13 protein-coding genes are annotated in these 20,543 nt (G+C 48.1%); all 13 read right to left on the bottom strand.

Translation table 11 applies throughout. The annotated features are described in order from the left end of the window. Positions 1-74: 74 nt before the first annotated feature. A complete protein-coding gene (ccsB, locus tag B5D20_RS13685; protein WP_107753548.1) occupies positions 75-908 on the bottom strand; it encodes a c-type cytochrome biogenesis protein CcsB in 834 nt (277 codons plus the stop codon). A gap of 3 nt (positions 909-911) precedes the next feature. Further along, a complete protein-coding gene (gene resB, locus B5D20_RS13680; protein ID WP_159071894.1) occupies positions 912-2,246 on the bottom strand; it encodes a cytochrome c biogenesis protein ResB in 1,335 nt (444 codons plus the stop codon). 134 nt (positions 2,247-2,380) lie between these two features. Then, complete coding sequence (locus tag B5D20_RS09845) at positions 2,381-3,571, bottom strand: Ig-like domain-containing protein (RefSeq protein ID WP_078666069.1); 1,191 nt, start codon at positions 3,569-3,571, stop codon at positions 2,381-2,383. Between the two features lie 115 nt (positions 3,572-3,686). Beyond that, the gene (locus B5D20_RS09840; protein ID WP_078666068.1) at positions 3,687-5,141 is read right to left on the bottom strand and encodes a B12-binding domain-containing radical SAM protein; all 1,455 of its coding nucleotides are present in this window, start codon (positions 5,139-5,141) and stop codon (positions 3,687-3,689) included. A 19-nt stretch (positions 5,142-5,160) separates the two neighbouring features. After that, the gene (locus B5D20_RS09835) at positions 5,161-5,478 is read right to left on the bottom strand and encodes a hypothetical protein (RefSeq protein WP_078666067.1); all 318 of its coding nucleotides are present in this window, start codon (positions 5,476-5,478) and stop codon (positions 5,161-5,163) included. A gap of 8 nt (positions 5,479-5,486) precedes the next feature. Continuing rightward, a complete protein-coding gene (gene ccsA, locus B5D20_RS09830) occupies positions 5,487-6,278 on the bottom strand; it encodes a cytochrome c biogenesis protein CcsA (RefSeq protein WP_078666066.1) in 792 nt (263 codons plus the stop codon). Beyond that, a complete protein-coding gene (locus B5D20_RS09825) occupies positions 6,271-7,455 on the bottom strand; it encodes a cytochrome c biogenesis ResB family protein (RefSeq protein ID WP_078666065.1) in 1,185 nt (394 codons plus the stop codon). The genes ccsA (B5D20_RS09830) and B5D20_RS09825 overlap by 8 nt, the downstream gene beginning before the upstream one ends. An 8-nt stretch (positions 7,456-7,463) precedes the next feature. Continuing rightward, on the bottom strand, positions 7,464-8,288 hold the full coding sequence (gene ccsA / locus B5D20_RS09820; protein ID WP_078666064.1) for a cytochrome c biogenesis protein CcsA: 825 nt from the start codon (positions 8,286-8,288) through the stop codon (positions 7,464-7,466). Then, positions 8,278-9,489 (bottom strand): cytochrome c biogenesis ResB family protein, encoded by a 1,212-nt coding sequence (locus tag B5D20_RS09815; RefSeq protein ID WP_107753555.1) that lies wholly within the window; start codon positions 9,487-9,489, stop codon positions 8,278-8,280. Before B5D20_RS09815 ends, ccsA (B5D20_RS09820) begins: the two co-directional genes overlap by 11 nt. A gap of 58 nt (positions 9,490-9,547) precedes the next feature. Next, positions 9,548-17,926 (bottom strand): cytochrome c3 family protein, encoded by an 8,379-nt coding sequence (locus B5D20_RS09810; RefSeq protein ID WP_078666062.1) that lies wholly within the window; start codon positions 17,924-17,926, stop codon positions 9,548-9,550. Positions 17,927-17,953: 27 nt separating this feature from the next. Continuing rightward, positions 17,954-19,198: a cytochrome c3 family protein gene (locus tag B5D20_RS09805; RefSeq protein WP_078666061.1), complete on the bottom strand. Its 1,245-nt coding sequence runs from the start codon at positions 19,196-19,198 to the stop codon at positions 17,954-17,956. A gap of 17 nt (positions 19,199-19,215) precedes the next feature. After that, positions 19,216-20,169, bottom strand: coding sequence for a 6-bladed beta-propeller (locus tag B5D20_RS09800; protein WP_078666060.1), 954 nt, complete (start codon positions 20,167-20,169; stop codon positions 19,216-19,218). 131 nt (positions 20,170-20,300) lie between these two features. Further along, positions 20,301-20,543, bottom strand: a 243-nt coding sequence (locus B5D20_RS13910) for a hypothetical protein (RefSeq protein ID WP_159444463.1), incomplete at its 5' end; no start/stop codon positions are given.

The raw sequence follows: 20,543 nt of genomic DNA, 5'->3' as shown, positions 1-20,543 counted from the left end.
AGCCCCTCCTAAACTATCAGGGAATAAAAATTAATTCGTCATATTTCGTAAAAATCCTGCCTACATGCGATTTTTTACGCCCCGGAATAAGAATGCAAACCTGGCAACAGGATATTAACTCCGAAGTAGGTAAACAGCACAGTTAAAAAGCCAATAATCGCCATCCAGGCTGCCCGGCGCCCTTTCCAGCCATAGGTTAAACGGGCATGCAAATAAGCAGAGTAGACCAACCAGGTAATCAAGGACCAGGTTTCTTTAGGGTCCCAGCTCCAGTAGCGACCCCAGGCAAACTCTGCCCAGACTGCCCCGGTGATGATGACCAGGGACATCAAAGGAAAACCAAAGGCAATAAAGCGATAGGAAAGCTCATCCAGCAAAGCTGCCCTGGGCAACTCCCGGTTAAACCAGCTGGTGCTGCCCACAGCCTCCATTTTTTCTTTCCAGAGGTACATAATGGCCAAACCACAGGAAAAAGCAAAGGCACCATAGGCAATAATGGCAGTAGCCACATGGGCATGCAGCCAGTTGCTTTGCAGAGCAGGCATCAATTCTTTGCTGCCTTCAAAAGGCAAACCCAGCATCATGGTGGAAATCTCCAGCACAAAGGCTACGGGAACTACGAAAGCCCCGGCGATGCGCATATCGTACTTCCACTCAGCAAAGAGATAGATCAGCATTACACCAAAGGCAAAAGAAGAAGAATACTCATACATATTGGTAAAAGGTGGATGCCCGGTGGTTACCGTTCTCATGATCAGCCCGGCAAAATTAGAAAGTAGACCTGCAAAAGCAGTACCCGTTGCCACTTTACCAATAGTATCGTTTTTAGTCAATAAATATCCCAGGTAACACAGGGAGGAAATCAGATAAAAACCAATGGTTAGATAATATAAAGACAGCTCACTCACAGCTTATCCCCTTTCTTGCACTGCTGTCAGAATCTCATCCAGATCCTGCTCCAGCCCCAGTTTATTTTTGTCAACCTGAGCCCCGTACTCAGCAATGATAGTATTACCAGCCTGCTTTAGCACTACCCAGATTTTCCGGTGCTGCAACATAAAGGAAAGGAAAATCCCCACCACCATCAGTATACTACCTGCCCAAACAATAGGTACTCCGGGATCTCGCCGTACCGATAAGCCTGTCATATTAACGGTTTTGATTCCATTTGCTGTCACTTTATAATTTTCAACCTGAGCCGCCTGGCCGATATACTGATATGAATAGGCAATTTGCTGATTGTTTTTAAAGACTTGATACAGGACAGCCGGCTTACCATTAGGAGCTTGCGGGTTCTGGGGCTGATTGGGATCGAATTGCGGTACATACCCCTGGATATTGAGGTAAAGGTTGTTATCCAGTGGCAAGACCTCCCCTTCCAATCCCGTTACTTCCCGTTTCTGCCCCTTTTCATCCTCAATGGTAAAGTTCAGGGCGGGCAGACCAGCCTGGAAACTGCTTTGATAGAACTTAACGCCTTTCCATTTCAAAGGATCGTTAACTTCGATCCGTTTACGAAATACCTCTTTTCCGTTTTCAATCACAGAAAGATCACTATACCAGTCCTTGACCATACCCGGTGTGGATGTGCTCCCCTCTTCCCAGGCACGGTTAATGCGAATGGAGAAATTCTCCTCAGGATCAAAGTTTTTAATGTCTGGCAAGGACAACATACTGATGGTTTGGCCTTCCACACCGGCCAGATAAGTTTCAAAACCGGTAAAATTACCATAAATAGCTCCCAGGACAATCACTAAAAAGGAAAGGTGAGTAATAAAGCTACCCAGTACTCCAAAACGGCCACGGTCTGCTGCCAGTATCTTTTTACCCTCATTCTCATCGGCAAAAACCCGGTAGCCTTTCGCTGCCAGTGCTTCAACCCAGACTTTTTCCGTCTCAGCCAAACTGGCTTTATGACGTACGGTCCCTGCCAATTTTAAATTTTTAACAAAAGCTTCTGAAATTTTTGTATTGGGTTCCCCGAGAGCTTTTCTGATCAGTTTAATTCGTTCCAGGCTGCAGATCAGCAAATTCATGCTGAGTAACCCCAGTAAGCCCCGGTACCAGAAACTGTGGTAAATATCATAAACCGGCTGCCTGGTCTGTGGGTCCTGGGGAAGTAAGGTTCCTACCACTGATGCCACAGCCAGAATAAGAAGCACAAACAGAGCCAGCTTCATCGAGGAGAAAAAGCGCCAGACCTCCTCTATACCGCTGCGTTGTGCTGGTTTGGATTGTTCTTGCATGTCTCCCCATCCTTTCATTAAGTCTACTTCCGTATCAAATATTCTCCCCTCTTCCTAATAATCCTGTCGAAAAAAAATTGAAATTTTTGTGACTTGCTTCACACACGAAAAATATACCCAGCTTCAGCCGGGTATCAGGGTTTGGGTCTGTGGGGATTATGGCAGGCACAGCAATTGGAATCAAGGCCATGTCCCATTTGGGGCGCATCAAAAAAGAGCACAACACTGCCACTGCCATCATGGCAGGACTGACAGAGGCCGGCAATAGCCTGATTAATTATGAGCTTGCTTCCACCGGCTGCATGGGCAGAATGACACAAGGCACAGGGAGCAGTGGAAAAAAGGTAATTGCCGTGAGGGCTAACAAAAGGAGAGTTAATTGTAGTAAACACCCAGGAAGTGAAACCTGCTGCCAGACCAGAGGTACTCTTGATACCTGAGTTTATTACCACTTTATAGGATGTGTTAGCAGACCAGGGTTGAGCCGGGGTAAAATACATGGTGCGAGTTTTCTCATCCCAGGCATATTTGCCCGGTAATTTTACACCGGAAAAATTAACAGTTACATAGAAGTTGCTGGGTGTGATAGTTGCTGGATCCAGCCAATCATTCCAGACTACTTCTACCCGCTCATTTCTTTTTACCCCTGTCCCGGTTGGTTTTTTACTTGTGACCATTGGCGGCGAGCTGTTCGCCTGTGTAGTAACTGTTACTATTTCACCAGGGGGAGAGATTTGCCCCTGTACGACCTGCTGAACATAAAAATTATAAGTCGTAAGGGGCATTAAGTCTGTAACTGTCGTTCCAGTTGTAGTCACATTCTTGAGCCAGTTGAAGTAATTCCCCTCTTTTGCCATATAGACCTGATATAGAACATCATCCCCGGTTATTCCATTCCAGGACAACTCTACGGTATTTGGTCCGGTAGCGACAGCTGTTAGACCGGTTGGTGGCTCTGGTGTGCTACCCACCTGTACTGTATCCGGCTGGTTATCATATATATCTTCACTAACAGCCACAATCCTTTCCTCCCCAGCAGTCGTCTCCGGGAGTGGAGGCGGCGGTGGAGTCTCACCTGTACCTGCTGGATTGGTTTGCTCTGTGGCTCCTGAATCAGCCACAACCGGTTGGGACTCTGTGTTATCTTCAGCAACAGGATTACCTGCAGATGTCTCTGCTGTTTGGCTCGCTGGTTGCTCCACCTGTGGTTGTTCAGGCATTTCTGCTGGTAAACTCAATAACTCATCTGCCCAGGGTACCAGCCCGCTCCAGTTTACAGCAGTCAAAATTGTAGCCAGCATAAATATCAATAACCAGCGCCGCATTTTCCATCCCCCTGAGGATTGTGCTTTCTGTTGCAATTATACTCTTTCGGGGATGAGAAAATTGTCGCAAACAGTCAAAAATCTTTTATTTTTTTTCGACAAAAAAGAATCCGGTCTATATTCCGGATTCCAATAGCTCCAGCGCTTTTTGCATGGCAGCAGGCAAAGGCCCCTCCCTTTGCATATGGCGCCGTAAAAAGGAATTATTGATCATAACCTGGAGAGAACGCAGCATATATTCCCGTTTAAACCTATCACGAATAGCTGGATAAGTTTCAATTCTTTCCAGATAATATTCTTTATAACATTTCAGGACAGCCTGAGCCAGCTCCTCTGCTTCCATTTGCCTGGGCTTGATCACCGGCTCAACAAAATTATACTTACTGTAGTCCTGCTCAATAATAAATGGTTTCAATTCAGGATAAAGGTCAGCATAAGGCCAGGGTGCCAGCAATAAGAAGTGGGCGAAATCCGGATTGTAGTGCTTGGCTAATTCCAGAGTCTGGTCTATATGTTCCGGCGTTTCTTCCGGGGTTCCAAGCACAAAGGAACATTCGCTGATAATATTGGCCTCATTAAGTAACGCCAAAGCCTCTCTGCCCTGTTCACAGGTGATGGATTTTTTGAATTGATCCAGACTGGCCTGGTCGGTAGCCTCTACCCCTACATAGACATGGATAACCCCCGCTGCCCGGTATTTATCAAGAATATCCCGGTCCCGCAAAACATCGCTGACACAGGTCTCCAGCAGGAGATACATGCCCACCTGTCGTTCCAGCAGCAGATCCAGGATTTTTTCCCAGCGCTCCCGGTTACGGGTAGGATATTCATCAGAAAGCATCACCACATTGACCCCGTAGGTCTGTTTCAGATGCTCCAGTTCACTGACAAAGCTCTCTGCACTGCGTTCCCGGTAGCTCTGTTGCCAGAATTTTTGCTGAGAACAAAAGGCGCACTGATGGGGACAACCCCGGCTGGAATTGACCAGACCCAGACGGGAGCCGGGTAGAACATAAAAAGTATAGTCCTCCCACTCGACCAGATCCCAGGCCGGAATCAGCCGGTCCAGGTCAGGCAGAAAAGGTCTGGCTGGATTAACGATGATTTCTCCCCGCTGGTTGCGCCAGGCAATGCCTTTTACCTGAGCCAGTTTCTTTTCATCAGGCCAGCTGTCCAGCAATTCCGGCAGGGTCTCTTCTCCCTCTCCCCGCACTACTACGTCAACCCAGGGCCAGTCCTTCAACATTTCCTCGTACATAAAGTTAGCATGGATACCGCCAAACACTGTCAGAATCGATGGATCAACGGCTTTAGCCACTTGTAAAACCTGGCTGGCAGCTGGCGCTGAGGCTGTATAGGAGGTGGTCCCCACTACCCGGGGCCTTTCCTGTTCAATCCTGGCTTTAATCTGCGCCAGGTCATGCCCTTTAGTCATGGCATCATAGATAACCACTTCATGCCCGGCCGCCCTCAAATGCCCGGCCAGGTAAACTAGACCAAGGTTAGGCCAGGAACCAGCTGCTTCCACCACGCCGGCATGATAAGACGGAGTGATTAACAATACTTTCATTACCGCTCACCTCCTGCTGCTAATGTAATAACTGCCAGTGGTAAATTAAACCTGCAGTCCATACTACCCCTAATATACCGTGTTTAATCAGCAATAAGCGTTTGCGCTCCCGCGCTACATCCCCGGTCCAGCCATAATAACGGAAACTGATACCGCGCAGGGCACCGGTGACCAGAATGAGCACTAGCGCTAGCCAAACCCAGGTATTAAGCTCCCAGAAAAGAGCATCCTGACCATAACTGGCCTTGATTTTCCCCAGCAGAAACAGCCCTGCCAGCCACAGCCCTGTTGCCGTATCATGGATAAAACTGTTGGTAACAATTAACCAGTCTTTCATCTTCTCACCTATTTCAAATGTTCATGGATGGATTGATAGATGTATGGGACGCCAAAATAGGCAAATATAATCAGAACAAATGCCCCTATCGCCAGCCAGGCCGCCTTTTCGCCACGCCAGCCATAAGTGAAGCGTAAATGCAGTACCAGGCCGTAAATCAACCAGCTGATCATGGCCCAGGTTTCTACAGGGTCCCAGGCCCAGTATCGGCCCCAGGACTGGTTGGCCCAGAGGGCCCCGGTAATCATCATGATGGCCAGCATTAAAAAGGCCAGGGCCAGGAAACGATAGGTTAGATCATCTACTTCAGCCACATTGTTGCCTTTCCGCTTGTGCAGCAAATAGTAGGCTCCTGTACCTGCCGCCAGCAAGGCACTGCCATAGGCCAGTTTAGCGAACAACACGTGCAGGTAGAGCCAGAAACTACGGTAGGTTAGAGGAATGCTTTCCATCTGGTCTGAATTTAAAACTGCCGCTCCCAAAGCCAGCATAGTAGCCGGCGCAACAAATAAAAGCAAAGTTCTAAAGCGGGGCTTATAATAGCAAAGCCAGAGGAAACCAGCCATGCCCGCCCAGGCATCAGCAGGAACTACTTCCGCAAAATCGACATACGGCCCATGACCGACCCGGTACCAGCGATAGAGTAAAGCCGCAGTGTGCGCAAGAAAACCGGCAGTGGCTAAGTACAAATCCAGCCTGCCCTGTTCTTTTTTCCAGATGATTTTTACAGCTGACATAAAAAGGGAGCCAGCATACAACAGTACAGCCAGCCAGTAGAAAATAACTTCGACTTTACTCACCCAGTACCTCTCCTTTTTGCATTACTTGCCGCAGTTCAGCCACTATCCCGCTCTGCCATTGTTTCCGTCTGGCTTTCAAAATCCAATTCCCTTTTTCTTCGTTCAGTACTATTTCCAGCGGCGGCCGGAATAACCAGAAGAACAAAGCGATTATACCTGCGGAACTACCAGCCACAATCCAGTACAGCCCCGGGTCTTTTACCAGCAAAAATGACGCCCAGTAACGCAAATCGATAAAAGCGACAGTTAGGCCTTGCGGTAAGGTTCTGGTTTCCCCCTGGTTTAATGGCAGACCATTGACTAACAGCTGCTGGTTTTTTTGATCATAAGCAAGGGAAAGGGCTTGTTCACCGGGCAGCTTTATTTCACCCTGCCCGCTTTCTTCCTTAATGGCAACATAGCCAGCCAGCAACACCTTGGAGCCTTCTTTCACTTCCAGGCCGGGAGCATAACCGCTCCGGGCCAGATAGAGAGTATAGCCATGCCATTGCAGATTCTCATTCACAGCTATTTTTTCCCGGGCCAGCACTTCTCCCTTGCTGGTTAGTCTGACCACATAGGCTGCCGGTTCAGTTGCATTAGCATCAAACTTATCCAGGCCCAGATATTCTGCCGGAAATTTAATGTCCGCCCAGGGGCCCTTTTTTATTTCTTCCAGCTGTTGTTGGCCGGTGAAGGCCTGTCCTTCAGTCAAGGAGACAGTAGCCTGAACGCGCAAAAGATAGGTGACTGCGCCGCCAATGATAATGAGGATGAGCGCCAGATGAAAAAGGGGAATGGCAAAAAGGCTAACAGGATGGCGCAGCCAGCCCTGGTTAACCTGTTTTAGCCCTGCTTTTTGCCACCAATTATCTGCTGGTTTTTGCTTCAACTTCACTGGCTGCCAGCGGCCACCAATGCCGCCGCGACACCATTGTTGATACGCCAGTGCAAACTGTTGCAAGAGTGAATAAAGTGCCACCAGGGCAAAAACTCCTACCCCCAGTTTAAAAGGCCAGGTAGCAGCAAAATGAGTTAATCCCAGCCGGTCAACCCAGACTGCCCAGCTTCCGTTGCTGGCCACCCATTTAGCGATACCATTGGCCCCGTAGATGTTTTCCTGAGGAACCAGAACCAGGATTAGGATAAAAACCAGCAAAATAAACCAGAGAGCAATGGTAAGTCGGCGGATGTTCATGGCACACCTCAACTCATATATTCTGAATGAACAGTATCATAAAGGTAAGGAACTGCAAACAATGTGATCAGTAAGATTAATAAAGAGAGCAAGTTCAGCAGGGCAGCCCGCCGCGGCTTGCCTCCAGTAAAGCGGTAATGCAAGTATAAACCATAAAGCAGCCAGGAAATCAGGGACCAGGTCTCAATGGGATCCCAGGCCCAGTAGTACCCCCAGGCCTGGTTGGCCCAGATAGCCCCGGCCACAATCATTACTCCCACCATTAAAAAAGCAAAGGCCGTCAGGCGATAACTATAGTAATCCAGCCAGTTTGGTTCTGGCACCCGCTGCAGCCAGCCGGACTTTGTGCTGCCTGTTTTCAACAAATAGATAGCAGCCAGGGCAGAACTGAGCAGCGCGCTACCATAGGCGAATTTGGCAAAAATGATATGAATGATTAGCCAGATAGTCTGAAAGGTAGCCGGGATCTGGCTGATTTCCCGGGACGAAAGCAGGGCCCAGCCAGAAAACACCAAGGTAAGTGGATAAACGAATAATGCTGCTGGCATTAGCCTGGGCAGGCGCCAGAGCAAGAGCATGAACAGAGCAGCTCCAACCCAGGCATCAGAGGAAACAATCTCGTAAGTTTGTAAATAGGGACCATGACCTGTGGCTAGCCAGCGCAGAATTATCGCTATCCCATGGGGAACAAGCGCCAGGACAAAGATTATATTGCCGGCCCGCTGTAAATTCTGCTTGGTCCACACGACTCCAATTGCTGCCAGCACAGTTGCAGCCGCATATAAAATAACTGCCAGCCAGAAAAGAGTGATTTCTGCTACTTCAATGTTCATTCTCTGTCCTCCTCAGGGGAAATGTGGACCAGGTATATAAATATATTACTTCCTTTTCCCCCTCATGTCCAATGCACGCAAAAGAAGCGGGCAACAGATAATGCCCTGCTAGAGCTCCTAAACCCAGCCAGAAGGCTATAAAAATCAGAACCATGCCATAATCTTTAATAATTTTCACCTGGAGATAATAGCGAAAATCACCTGTTTTAATTTTAAATTGCCCCAGGTCACCGGAACTGTGCAATGGTAAAACCAGGGACTGTCCTCCTGAACTGATTTTTACCAGCGGTTCACTGGGGTACATAAACTTGTCCGGTTTTCCCCAGTCTGCATCCTGCCCCCGGGGTAAAAATTCTATCTCTATTTCTCTCCCATCAGGCAATATCAGAGAGTCACGACTGAACTTCTGGTCTCCCCTGGTGATAGTGGCCAGGGAGACATAGCCGCTGAGCAGGAGCTGGTCTCCCTGGCTGAGTTCTAGATAGGGAGCAAAACCGAAATCCCAGACATTGAAATCATGGCCATAGTAGCTCACAGGGGGTACCTTGCTTAACTTTCCTGATTTGACTTGAACATCATTGTGCCAGAGCTTAAATTGCCCCTGGACATCCTGGGGCCAGCCCTGGGCTGGATAGTTAACATGAATTTGCTCCACTTCCAGTCGCCACTGTTCCGTATTCAGGCGACCATAGGGCCCCTGTTGCAAAAGGGAGAAGCTTTCCCTGGTCAAGGGTACCTGTTCCCCTGCCGTAACCGGAACCAGGCCTTCGATACGGCCCCAGGCACTCCAGAGATAACCAAGTCCTATTAATAAGAAGGAGAAATGAAAAAGAATGATAAAAGTCAACCCATAGAGGCGACGAGCCCAAACTACGGGACCTAAAGGCCGGAACCCCTGCCGGATCAGCCAGTCCCTGGCAGTTCCTTCTACCCATAACCGCTCCCGCCAGCGGTATTTCCTCTCGGTAATCCTTAATTTCCTGTACAAGCGCCATCGCTTACGTATCTGTGCTACCATGCAGGCTGCTGTGTTGATAAGCAGTAAAACCAGCAAAACTTGTAGAGGTGTGCTGCGAAAAAAACCGGTATCATACTGTCCGCTGGGCAGACCGCGGGCTACACCCAGGAAGATATACAGGCCCAGGGCAATGATTAAGATATAGGCCACTTTTTTGGATTTTAGTAATTGATAAATCAACATAACATCACCTTGTGAAGAGAAGGGCCCGGCTCAGAGGCTGGGCCCTTCTGTAATGAAATTAACTGCCACTGGTTCGGGAAGTTCTGGTGGTATGACTGCCACAGGTTCCCTGTAACAAGTAGCACCCGTTCTTAGAACCAATGTTAGATGGATAGTATTCGGCAATTGCCCGGCCGCGAATGAACTTGCCATACCCGTTCCAGGTAAAACCGTGCATATAGCCTTTAACACTCGGGTCACCATGGCATTCATAACAACCATTGCTGGTTTTGTGATCCCCTTTACTATGATTGGAGAACCGTGAACCAGTACTTGTAGTGTAACCATAGGATGTCGGCTTATGGCACAAGGTACAGTGCTTTACAATCAGCGGCGCACTGCTAACTGCAGTATCCGTACTGAGCTTCAGGTTATATGGATTGCTGACATCAGTACCAGTATGGGTATAGTGGCAATCAGAGCACAAAACTTTTCCCTGCCCAGCCGGAGGAGTCCGGTTCAGGATATTGAGACCATAAGTAGTAAGAGTGGTAGAGTTAACATAAGTATTGGTCCCTTTTACCCCGAACACACCGTGGTGCGAATCATGAGTGGTCTGGAAGCGACTGCGTACATCCGACCAGCCCGTGGGCAAGGTGGTCTTGCTGCCAAAAGTACTGTGACACTTGATACATACTTCATACTGGAAGTCAGCTACCTGTTTGAAGTTACCATTGACGTCAATCCCCGAAGCTTTCAGGTTGTCCCGAACGAAAGTGTCTTTTGTCTTCAGGATGTGCGTATTATGACAGTCTACACACTGTACTGTCTTGGAGTTATCATCATAGTTCATCTGAGCCGGGTCCTGGCCGGGCACATGGCGGGCAATGTAATTAGGATCTTTAACCGTATGCCCTACCGTGCCATCGAACTGACCAGCCACATTCTTGCTTGAGGGGCCTGTACCATCATGACAGGTGAAACACAGGTCTGAAGCTGGTTTCAAGGTCGAGCTCTGGTAACCTGAGCCATGGGGATCATGGCAGTTATAACAGGCACCTGCTGCATTACTGGCCTGGGTATAATTACCACCCTCTGTTCCGCCCGGCCATTTGGCATTGGCATTAGAGCCATGGGAGCTGACAGAGAACAGGCTCTGACCGGCTATCTTCACAGCCGGATCCACCAGTTCGGTATCTGGAATGGTGTTATCATTATTATTGGTACCACCTTTCCAGTAGACGGTCGGATAACCAGGAGCAGCAGCTTCGTACCAGTAAACCCCTGTTCCATAAACCTTTTTCACCAGGGCCACACTGTCATGGCAATTATAGCAGAGCTCGTTATTGTCCGGATTTTTCAACAACTGCTTCGGATAAGGATTGCCCGGATTGCTCGGGTCCTCCTTGCCATGAGGGCTGTGACAGTTCATACAGTTACCGGGAACAAACATGGCCGATTGCCCTGTGGCTGAATCATACCACTTAGCTTTGCTGGCATGTTCCGAGGCATTATAGGCTGCCTTACCCCGGAACCAGTAAGTTTGAGCAATCACTTCTGGCTTATCATGGCACCAGAAACAAACACTGTTCTTCAAACTGTTACCATTGCTGTCTACAGCATCGGTATTCATGGGCAATTTCAACATGCTGCCATAATCGGTGCCATGGGGATCATGGCAGTTGGTGCATTCACTGGGTGCAGATTCGTTATCCCAGCGGACCAACAAGTTATTTTTATTGCCATGGGCAGTTTTGTTGTAAATGGTAAAACCATTCCAGGCACCAAAACTTACAGCAGCATGACATCCTTCACAGAGAGCATTGACACTGATAAAGGTATCAGCACCCACCGTAAAGCGATAGCTATCCAGGGTCGAAGCTCTGGTCACACTCACGCCATCTCCGCCATGCTCTGTCGGCACAAACTTACCGTGCGGAGTATGACAGTTAAAGCATTTACCAGCATAAGTCGCTTTATCGGCTGCACTATTGGGATCCCTGGTGCCCCCGGTTCCATAGCTATTCGGGAAAACTATGGGCGTTCCGGAAGGCGAATCTGTGGTCCGGCTGTGCGCCGACATTTCAAAGGTACGGCGACCGGAATATTTGTAATTGCTGGAGGCGTTGGTGTGACAATCAAAGCACAGTTCATTATCCTTGGCTTTCTTCAGCAAGCTGGGATACTGAGAACCATGGGGCACATGGCACTTGGTACAGTTACCATAGTAAATACTGCCATCACTAAAGGTGTCCACCGGTACATCCACGTTATGTTTGCTACTGTTATAAGATGTACCGATTACAGGCGCCCCAGGCGGTGAGCCGGTGCCGTCGTGACAGGTCATACACAGGGCTCGCTCCAGTGATGCCATGGGATCAACCAGAGTCAAAGCTGTTACCTTGGTACTGAAACTGGATTCGTTCCCCTCCAGGTCAAAGGCTGTAACGTAGTAACTATAACTGGTGGTACCTTTGAGATAGAGGTCCGTCCAGGTAGTACCGGTAGTGGAACCCACCTTCAAAGGTTGACTGAACCCGGGCACAATCCGGTAGATGTTATAGCCCACTACTCCATCAGCAGCGCTAGCCGGAGCCCAGGTTAACTCTACGGCCATACTGCCGGTGACAATATCCTTGATGGGAGTAGCATTAACCCCTGCCGGAGGAGGCGGAGCCACATTATCCACCGGCTCAGCAGCAGTTGTTGTCGTTACAGCAGCACCGGTTGCAGCATTGCCACTCAAATCAAAGGCACTGACACGATACCAGTACTGGGTATTTCCTTTTAAGCCGCTATCAGTAAAGCTCAAGTTTGCCGCATCCACCGAGCCTACCTTGATGTAGTTAGTCCCATCACTGCTGCGATAGATACTATAGCCAGCCACATCATCGGCAGGAGTGGACGCCGACCAGTTTACAACTACACTGTTGCTGCCAGGCTGCAAGCTGCTAATCGTCGGCGCTGAAGGCGGAGTAGTATCAACAGCATAATTCTTCAGCATCTTGTATTCATTGACCAACGTGGTGCCGCCGGTGTTGCGTACCCGGATATACAAAGAATACCAGTCTCCGGCATTCAGGCCACTGGGCCAGGTCACCTGGAAGCGGATATAGTTACCGTTATAAGCTACGTTGCTGGCAGTCAAAGTGGCTGCTGTAGTTCCATCCATTCTGTATAGAGTTGCAGTAGTGGTGCCGATAGTACCATTGACATTGGCCGAAACTTCACCATAAACAACCTGCCCGGCCTGGAACTCCAGCTTTTCTGTCGTATAGCCACTATCTTCATATGTGCGATAATGTTCGGTAGTTGCTGCAATTTCCACCGCCTCATAAGCCCTAATTGTACCTGCTCCGCTTGAGACCTCAACCAGGAAATAGTAGAGACCCGGGGTCGAACGGGTAAAGGTCACCTCATAAGTGTAAGGTGCGCTAGTACTGGTCTGGCTCATAGTATAAGTTGCTAACTGCCCGCCAGTCTTACTGTAAACAATTACCCGCCGCGTAGTAGCATTATTAATGGTACTGGTAGTCACCTTAACCCGGATATTGGTACCAGCCGGGAAAATATTGGTGCGACCGTTCTGATAGTCAAAGAATTCGACCACATTGCTACCCGACTTGTAAAGTCCATTGGTTACAGGTATAGTTGCAGTCGGTGTAGTGACCGAGGCGACATTGCTATAACCGGATTCATTACCAGTGCCGCCTAAATCCAGGGTTTTATCGATTGCCGTAACTTTATACCAGTAGGTTGTATTGGGCAAAATGCCATTATTCAAGCCCGGTGCATCCACAAAACTGGTAGTACCGCTAAAGCCAATGCGGGTAAAGTTAGTGCCATCTGTACTGCGATAGATATAATATCCTTTCACCCCGGAGGCGTCAGTACTGCGCGACCAGGTCAGACTGATCCGGGCACTATTCAGGGCTACCGCCTTCAAGTCAGCAGGCGCACTGGGAGCAGTTGTATCCGAAGTATAGGCTGGTGATACGTTCACGGTTGTATTCAGCCAGGTACTATTACCTGCTCTGTCAAAGGCCTTAATCTTATAAGTAAATGGTGGTGTGCCTCTTACTGCGCCATCATAGAAGGACACTGTACCAGTAGTGCTGGTGTTATTGATCACCCCAATAGCATTGGCATCGGTGAAATCATTACGGTAGATATAGTATCCAAAAATGTCACTGGAATCAGATGGAGTCCAGCTGACCTTCACCAGACTCTTGGCCAGCGCCTGGGCACTTAAACCGCTGGGAGCATTAGGTGGTGTTACATCACCACTGGCACCAGTGCGGTCTTTGATCAAATCCGCTTTCGGGTTATGGGAATGAGGTTTATGACAATTGGTCATACAGGTATTGGTATCAGGTGACAGCGCATCAGTTATTTTATGGTAGGACACAATCGTACTGGTTGTCGTCCTGCCACCTTGCCCGTCAGGCCAGGTGTTTTGAGTTCCATCCCACAAACCGGCTAACTGGTCTATATTGGGCGCTAAAGCGCTGGACCCGCCATGACATTTGTAACAATCCTTGTTGGACCCCACCGGCCGCGGGTCATGGGGGTTATGACAGGCCATACAGTTAGCGGTGCTTACTGCCGTATGCTCACTCAAAGTAATACCACTCTTGGGCCCTACCAGGGGCAATTCAGCAAGATCAATCTGGCCGCCAGGCAGATCGGGATCAACCCAGCGCACAAAATCCGCACTGGCATCCTGGTTATTGGGCAAATGGCAAACCGTACAAAAAGGACGGCGGCTGTCATTGCTGCCAATATTGCTGGGGAAAGTGCGTAACTGGTTGGTATCCCCATTAGTATAGATGGCTTCACTGACATCAGCATCCCGCAGGTACTTTGTATTGGAAGTTCCATGCGGGAAATGACAATCGGCACATTTCAGCTTCTTGGTTGGGTCGCTTTTTAGATAATGGCCATAAGCCTGATACAATGTCTTGATATTGCTAATCGTAGCCCCATTACCATCAGTATGCAGACCATCATGACATTGATAACACAGAGTATCGCCATTGGCCCACTTCAACAAAGGCTTATAATCAGAACCGTGAGGATTATGGCACTTGGTACAGTTATTGCCGAAACCACTGCCGTCACTGTAGGAGTGTTCCTGTTTCACGTAATCATGGGGCTTACCCGCATATTTCAGCATGTCAATCCGCGGCTGTGGTCCCGGTGCCCCGTTTGTATCATGGCAATTGAAGCACAGGGTCTTTTCATCTACCGCCTTGATATTATTGGAACGCGGATTATGCGGGTGAGCCAGGTGACATTTGGTCATACAATCATTGGTATCAGCTGTGTTGGGATCATAAATCTTATGACGGCTGATTTTCCCTGCACTCAAAGTTCCTTCTTGCCCCATCAATGCCTCGATATTATAGGCCTCACCCCGTTTGCCATGGCAGAGATAGCAATCGGCATTAGAGCCTGTAGCCGGCCAGGGCTTATGAGGATCATGACAGATATCGCATTTATCCGTTGATGTACTGCTATGAGAAGCAATGCTGGCCGGCAACGGTTTGATAGTGATTTTATAGCTGTTAGCCGGCTGGTCACTGGAAGTCACTTTGATAGTATTACCGGTATAGTAGACACGGCTGGGCTGGTCTGAAGTCGGGTGACAGACCAGGCAAAACTCCCTGACGTTAAAACTACTGCCGGTCTTATTGGTCGGCCAGGCCGTTCCGGCAAACTGCAAGGTACCGTATTTGTCCCGATCCCAGAGATACTTGGCGTTGGTCGTACCATGAGGGCTATGACATTCGGTACATAGCAGTTTTTTGGTAGAATCTACAGACTTGATAAAATGGCCGGCAGAAGTCTCAGCATAATAGAGCTTCCGAATATCCTGTTTGGCCGGATAACCATCATGGCAATCCAGACAGGCATTTACCTTACCAACATCAGTATCAGCATCAATCGCATGAGTATCGGTAGTATCAATATCCCGCCGCAGCAAACGCACGTTAGTCGAAGCATGGTGTTCATGGCAGACCAGACAGGGCTGATCCTTGCTTACCCCATCAGCAGTAGTGCCATATTTACTGTTGCTCCGGCTCAAGCTGGCATGGGGCTTGCCGGTAAAGTTGGCCTGATAATCCTCGGTAATATGCCTGGTAGTACCATGACAGGTAAAACACCAGTCGCGATACTCGGTTGTAGCAAAATTGGGCACACTGACCGGGTCCGGCGTAACCGCTGTCCCTGAGACAGGGTCGGTCCAGGCGACCGGGTTTTTCAAACCATAGGGGTTAGAACCCGTATGTTTGGTATGATCCGGTTCGTGGCAGGTATCACAGGATACCTTTTTGCCACTGGATGTACCCGCATAAATAATGGGATGGGATGAGTTTTTGTCGAATTCATTCTGGTCATGACAGGCAACACAGTTCAGGGCAGGACCTGCATAAGGATTACGCAAATATCCTTTCGGAGTATGGTTGGCTTTACAATTCAGATAACAGGCATAGCCGGTGGCATTGCCCTGACTGTCGGTACCGGTAGCATAAAAGGCCAGACGGCCATTGGCCGGACTCACTGCGTTGAGGAGATAAGACCAGTCAAAACTGATATTGACCGGGTTATTCAAATTCCAGTTAGAGTTATTGACTTTGGTTCCGTTCTTATAGGCATTGGTATTACTTAGATCGAAATACTGGTTACTACCTGTATGAGGGTCATGACAGGTCCGACAAGAAAGCTTATAACTATTTACGTGCCAGTGATAGTTACGACCATTGCCATTCCCGAAGCGGCTACCTACAATGGGGTTACTGCCATTATTCCAGTAATAACGGTAGTCATGGCATTTAAAACACAATTCATTGCGATTATGGGTAACTGCCGTGGGATAAGGTTTGTTAACAAAGGGAGCCGTAATCATAAACTGATATTTCGAGCCATGGGGTTCATGGCACATCATGCAGCCATTCCAGGCAGCAAACTTCTGGTCATGGATTGAACCTGTAAAAGCATTACTGGAATTATAGATCTTGTTTTGCGAACTATATTGGTAATAATTAAAACCTTTACTAACATGACAGTTAATACAAAGATTGGCCTTATTCTCCCAGCGCAAAAGCGGGTAATTAGAGGAACCATGAGGTTTATGGCAATTCAGACAGGCAATCATGGTTCCGGTTGCAGATTCGCCAGTAATGGGCTCTCGCTCCACCATGGCGATCCCATCAGTCTGGGGGCTGCTGGTCGGTGCCACCGGATTCAGGTTAGCATCAACGCTGGCATATTGCATTAAACTATTGGGGTCATTGCCAATATTATGAACGGAATTAGCAAAAAAAGTCTGATGATCAATTCCAAAAGGCCTGGGTAGATCCGAAGGAGCTCCGTGACAGGTCCAGCAGACATCATTGCCACTATAATTAGGGCCTTTGAGCGTCCCGTTAACATTGCGCTGGGCTGCCAGCAAGCGAATGGAGCCGTTTTTCTTTCCCGTTACTGCACTGGTAGAGTCTGTGTTGCTGAAGTGGGGATTGTGACAATCCTGACAAAAGGTTTTACCCTCAGGCACTTTGTGGTGGGAAGGGTTAGCCTGAACATCAAACTGACTCTTGACATTATAAACAGATGCGGTGCCATCATGGCAGACATAACAGGTATCGGCAACTGTATCCTTCAAAACCAGCTGGTAACCATGAGCTGAGTGGGTAGAATGGCACAATTTACACAGGTCCTGCCGGCCAGGATCAGTGAACTTACCATGGGGTTGCAAAGCTGGAGAAGCCACAACCTTAACAGTAACTGCCTGTTGAGCATAAGCCAGGTTCCCGGTACTGTCCCTGCCTACACCCTGGATATAAATGGTATAAACCCCTTGGACAGCAGGCGGAATCAATTTAACTTTAAACACTTCATCATGCAGTTTACGGTTGCGGTCTCCGGGAGTGCCGTTACTGCCATCATCCAGAGTAACTCCCTGCTGGTTAACCGGCGTTGAATTGGCCGGGAAATCAGTAACAAACATATATGGGCTATATAGAGGAGCACTTTTGGCTGTATCCTGTTTGGCTACAGCCCAGGGAGTCAGATCAGATTGGCCATTATCACTCCAGGGAGTATCAGGATTAGCCACTTGCCACTGGTAAGTAGCAGGTACCTGGACGGCACCTGCTACAGTTCCGTTTAATCCGTAGCCCAATCCTGTGACCCGATAAGTAATCTCAAGCGCCTGACCAGCAGTAAGGCTGACTTCAGACACTGCTCCCTTACTTGTTCCGTTGACAGATACATCCAGGAGCGTCACAGTTCCCCCGCCCCTGGTATCATGACAGGAATAACAATAATTCTTCTCACTGGCGGTATCCAGTTTGCCATTCGGCCAGGCCCAGGCCCAGCTGATAAAGGCGAGCCAGCACCCGACGGTCAGGAGGAATATATTAAATTTTCCAGTAGACAAGACTGTTTTTTTCATTCCGTCCCCCTCCTTCTCCGCTCAGGTTTAGGGATTATCAGTTTTCTGATGGCAATCCTCACAGATCACCATACCAGGGGCGCGTTTTAAAGCGGTAGATAAACGCCCACTTCTGGTAATATTTTGTTCAACCACAGTAGTGCCATGAGCGCGATGACAGGTCAGGCAGACCACCAGATTGCCATTTTCATACGGATAATTTCCTCGCGGTGTCAAACCATTGTAACTGTTAGGAATATTTACGGCATGCATAACAAAATCTATGGAATTTGCATTCAAGTCATAGCCTGTTTGCTCGGTAAATTTGGCCAAACGATGTCCACTCCCGGCTTTCTGGTTAAAGTCACTGTGACAGGTACCACAGAAATATACAGTACCACTCACATATTTTGGTATTTCCTGATTGGTACCAGTATCGGTTACGGCGTAGCCAATAATAGCGTTAGTTTGTTCTCCACTACTTGACCCTACCAAGCTTTTTAACAACCGATAATTACCATTATCATGAGGGTTGTGACAACTAGTGCAATCCAGCTGCCTGGCCATGAAAAATGAGTCATAAATCATTTCCCCTGGTGCCTCCCCATGGGGGGTCCCGACATTGTGGACCGAAGTGGGTACCGCAGTGATAGCAGCACTGCCATTGTAATCGTAATATACCGCAGCATAAACCTCAGCAGTAGTATTACTGGCAGGTGGCAGAGTACCAAAAGGCCCACTGGATGTAGGAGCAAGTACAGAACCTGGCAGGGTAACTGTGCCATTTAAGACATTATACTTACTCTGCGTGCCATCATGACAAACCAGACAGGTACGGGTTCCTGTTTTTTGTGTCAAAAGTTTGGGGCCTTCGGCTGCGTGGGTAACATGACAACTGGCACATGCCCCTAAGTTTTGATCATAATAGTCATGGGGACTGGTATTAGGGGGAAATGCCTTCCCGATAGGGGACTCAATAGTAGTAGTACCATCCGTCGCTGTCACCTTGTAATAGTAATTGCGATAATTCTCCACTCCAGTATCCGCATATTGTGTTGCCGGACCAGTATACAAAGTAGTCCAGGTGATCCCGTCGGCAGTCCGGCTCAAAGTGTAGCTGGTAGCCCCAGTTACACTGGTCCAGTAGACTGTTTCCTGGTTATTGCCTCCTACCATCCCGGTGAACCGGATTGTTGCTTCCGGGTCAATTGCCGCCCAGGCCTGAATAGTATGGAACAGAAGCAACAGGATTGTTATGGCCGTGATTGTACTATATTTAATTATCTTGACCATAACAACCCCTCCTTTTTCTATTTCAAGACTACAATCCGGTCATTTTCCCGGTCAGTTATATAAATTCTGCCTGTGCCATCAGTCGCTACCCCATTGGGAAAGCGAAAAGGATCTCCTTCCTTAAAGCCAGCAATCTGTCCGATCGGTTTAAAATTAGCATCCAGAACAATCACAGCCTGTTGCATCGTATCCACTACAATCCAGGCATTTCTTTCCCGGTCAAAGGTAATTCCCCGCGGTAGTACAAACCCTATTCCTTCCTTAATGGTCTTTACATGTTTACCGTCATCCGCATTGAAAACTTGCAAGCGTCCATTGTTGGAATCTGCTACTATCAGCAAGCTCTCATCTTCATTAAGGGCTATCCCGTTAGCATAGGATAAACCTCGCTCACCCGAACCTGGTTCTCCGATTCTTTTAACCACCCTGCCCTGTTCATCTAAAACCAGTACTTGCTGACTTAATAGATCTGATACATATAATAAACCTTTACTGTTTAATGCAAGGGCCACCGGACGAAGATTGTTTTTACTATCCCTGGGCCAGGACTCCAGGTATTTCCCTTCCTGATCAAGTACTACAATCCGATTATTATTCAAATCAGCAACAAAAATTTTACCAGCACCAGCAGCAACAGCTACTGGATAGTTAAATTTATCGGGGCCGTTACCAAAACTGCCAACGCTTTTTAACTTTTTTCCATTGCGATCAAACCAAACTAGCCTGTGTTTGGCAGAATCAGCAACAATAATTTTATTGCCATCAACCCCCACTCCCAGGGGTTTTAACAGCCCGGTTTGTTTATCATTGCCAAAGGCAAACAATCCCTGGGGCAATGAATGCACTGGCTGCGTAATCGATTCCAGTGGGTTTTGTTTAGTCAGGTAGAAATAAAAGAATATGCTCATGCTGATTATAATCAGCGTTAGTATGATGATCACTAGTTTATCACGGCTGATAGTTTTAGTCATAATTGCCACCTCGAGGATGTAATTTAGTTCACAATTTACCTTACTACATTATTCGACATAAACTTTACTTTTCCTGCCACAAAAAGAACAAATTCGCCCTTCGGGCGACTTAAAAGAGTAAGCCGCAAAGCTTACTCTTTTTCCCCTTTATAAACCATGCCTCCAGGACAATAAGGACATTCCAAAATTGGCATTCCTGGTGAGCCCAAGTTATCCAATTTGTCCATAGCTTTCATCTCATCTACGATAAATGCTGGCACTTCCTCTTTATACCCACATTTCTGACAATGATAATTGTAATAGGTTTCCTTCTTCTGTCCTTCGAAGGGAAGCTCCCAGTCCAGCAGTAGATCTTCTATCTCGGCCATTTCGTT

Origin of the sequence: Carboxydocella sporoproducens DSM 16521, assembly GCF_900167165.1 — a bacterium.
Taxonomy (GTDB): domain Bacteria; phylum Bacillota.
The sequence above is the reverse complement of the archived record's forward strand: the minus strand, read 5'-3'. Positions and strand labels throughout refer to the sequence as shown.

Excerpts from the sequence above, each read along its gene's own strand:
- B5D20_RS09805 (WP_078666061.1), bottom strand. The coding sequence starts at position 19,198 with ATGGTCAAGATAATTAAATATAGTACAATCACGGCCATAACAATCCTG.
- ccsA (WP_078666064.1), bottom strand. The coding sequence starts at position 8,288 with ATGAACATTGAAGTAGCAGAAATCACTCTTTTCTGGCTGGCAGTTATT.
- B5D20_RS09825 (WP_078666065.1), bottom strand. The coding sequence starts at position 7,455 with ATGAACATCCGCCGACTTACCATTGCTCTCTGGTTTATTTTGCTGGTT.
- B5D20_RS09840 (WP_078666068.1), bottom strand. The coding sequence starts at position 5,141 with ATGAAAGTATTGTTAATCACTCCGTCTTATCATGCCGGCGTGGTGGAA.
- resB (WP_159071894.1), bottom strand. The coding sequence starts at position 2,246 with ATGCAAGAACAATCCAAACCAGCACAACGCAGCGGTATAGAGGAGGTC.
- B5D20_RS09810 (WP_078666062.1), bottom strand. The coding sequence starts at position 17,926 with ATGAAAAAAACAGTCTTGTCTACTGGAAAATTTAATATATTCCTCCTG.
- B5D20_RS09835 (WP_078666067.1), bottom strand. The coding sequence starts at position 5,478 with ATGAAAGACTGGTTAATTGTTACCAACAGTTTTATCCATGATACGGCA.
- B5D20_RS09815 (WP_107753555.1), bottom strand. The coding sequence starts at position 9,489 with ATGTTGATTTATCAATTACTAAAATCCAAAAAAGTGGCCTATATCTTA.
- B5D20_RS09845 (WP_078666069.1), bottom strand. The coding sequence starts at position 3,571 with ATGCGGCGCTGGTTATTGATATTTATGCTGGCTACAATTTTGACTGCT.
- B5D20_RS09800 (WP_078666060.1), bottom strand. The coding sequence starts at position 20,169 with ATGACTAAAACTATCAGCCGTGATAAACTAGTGATCATCATACTAACG.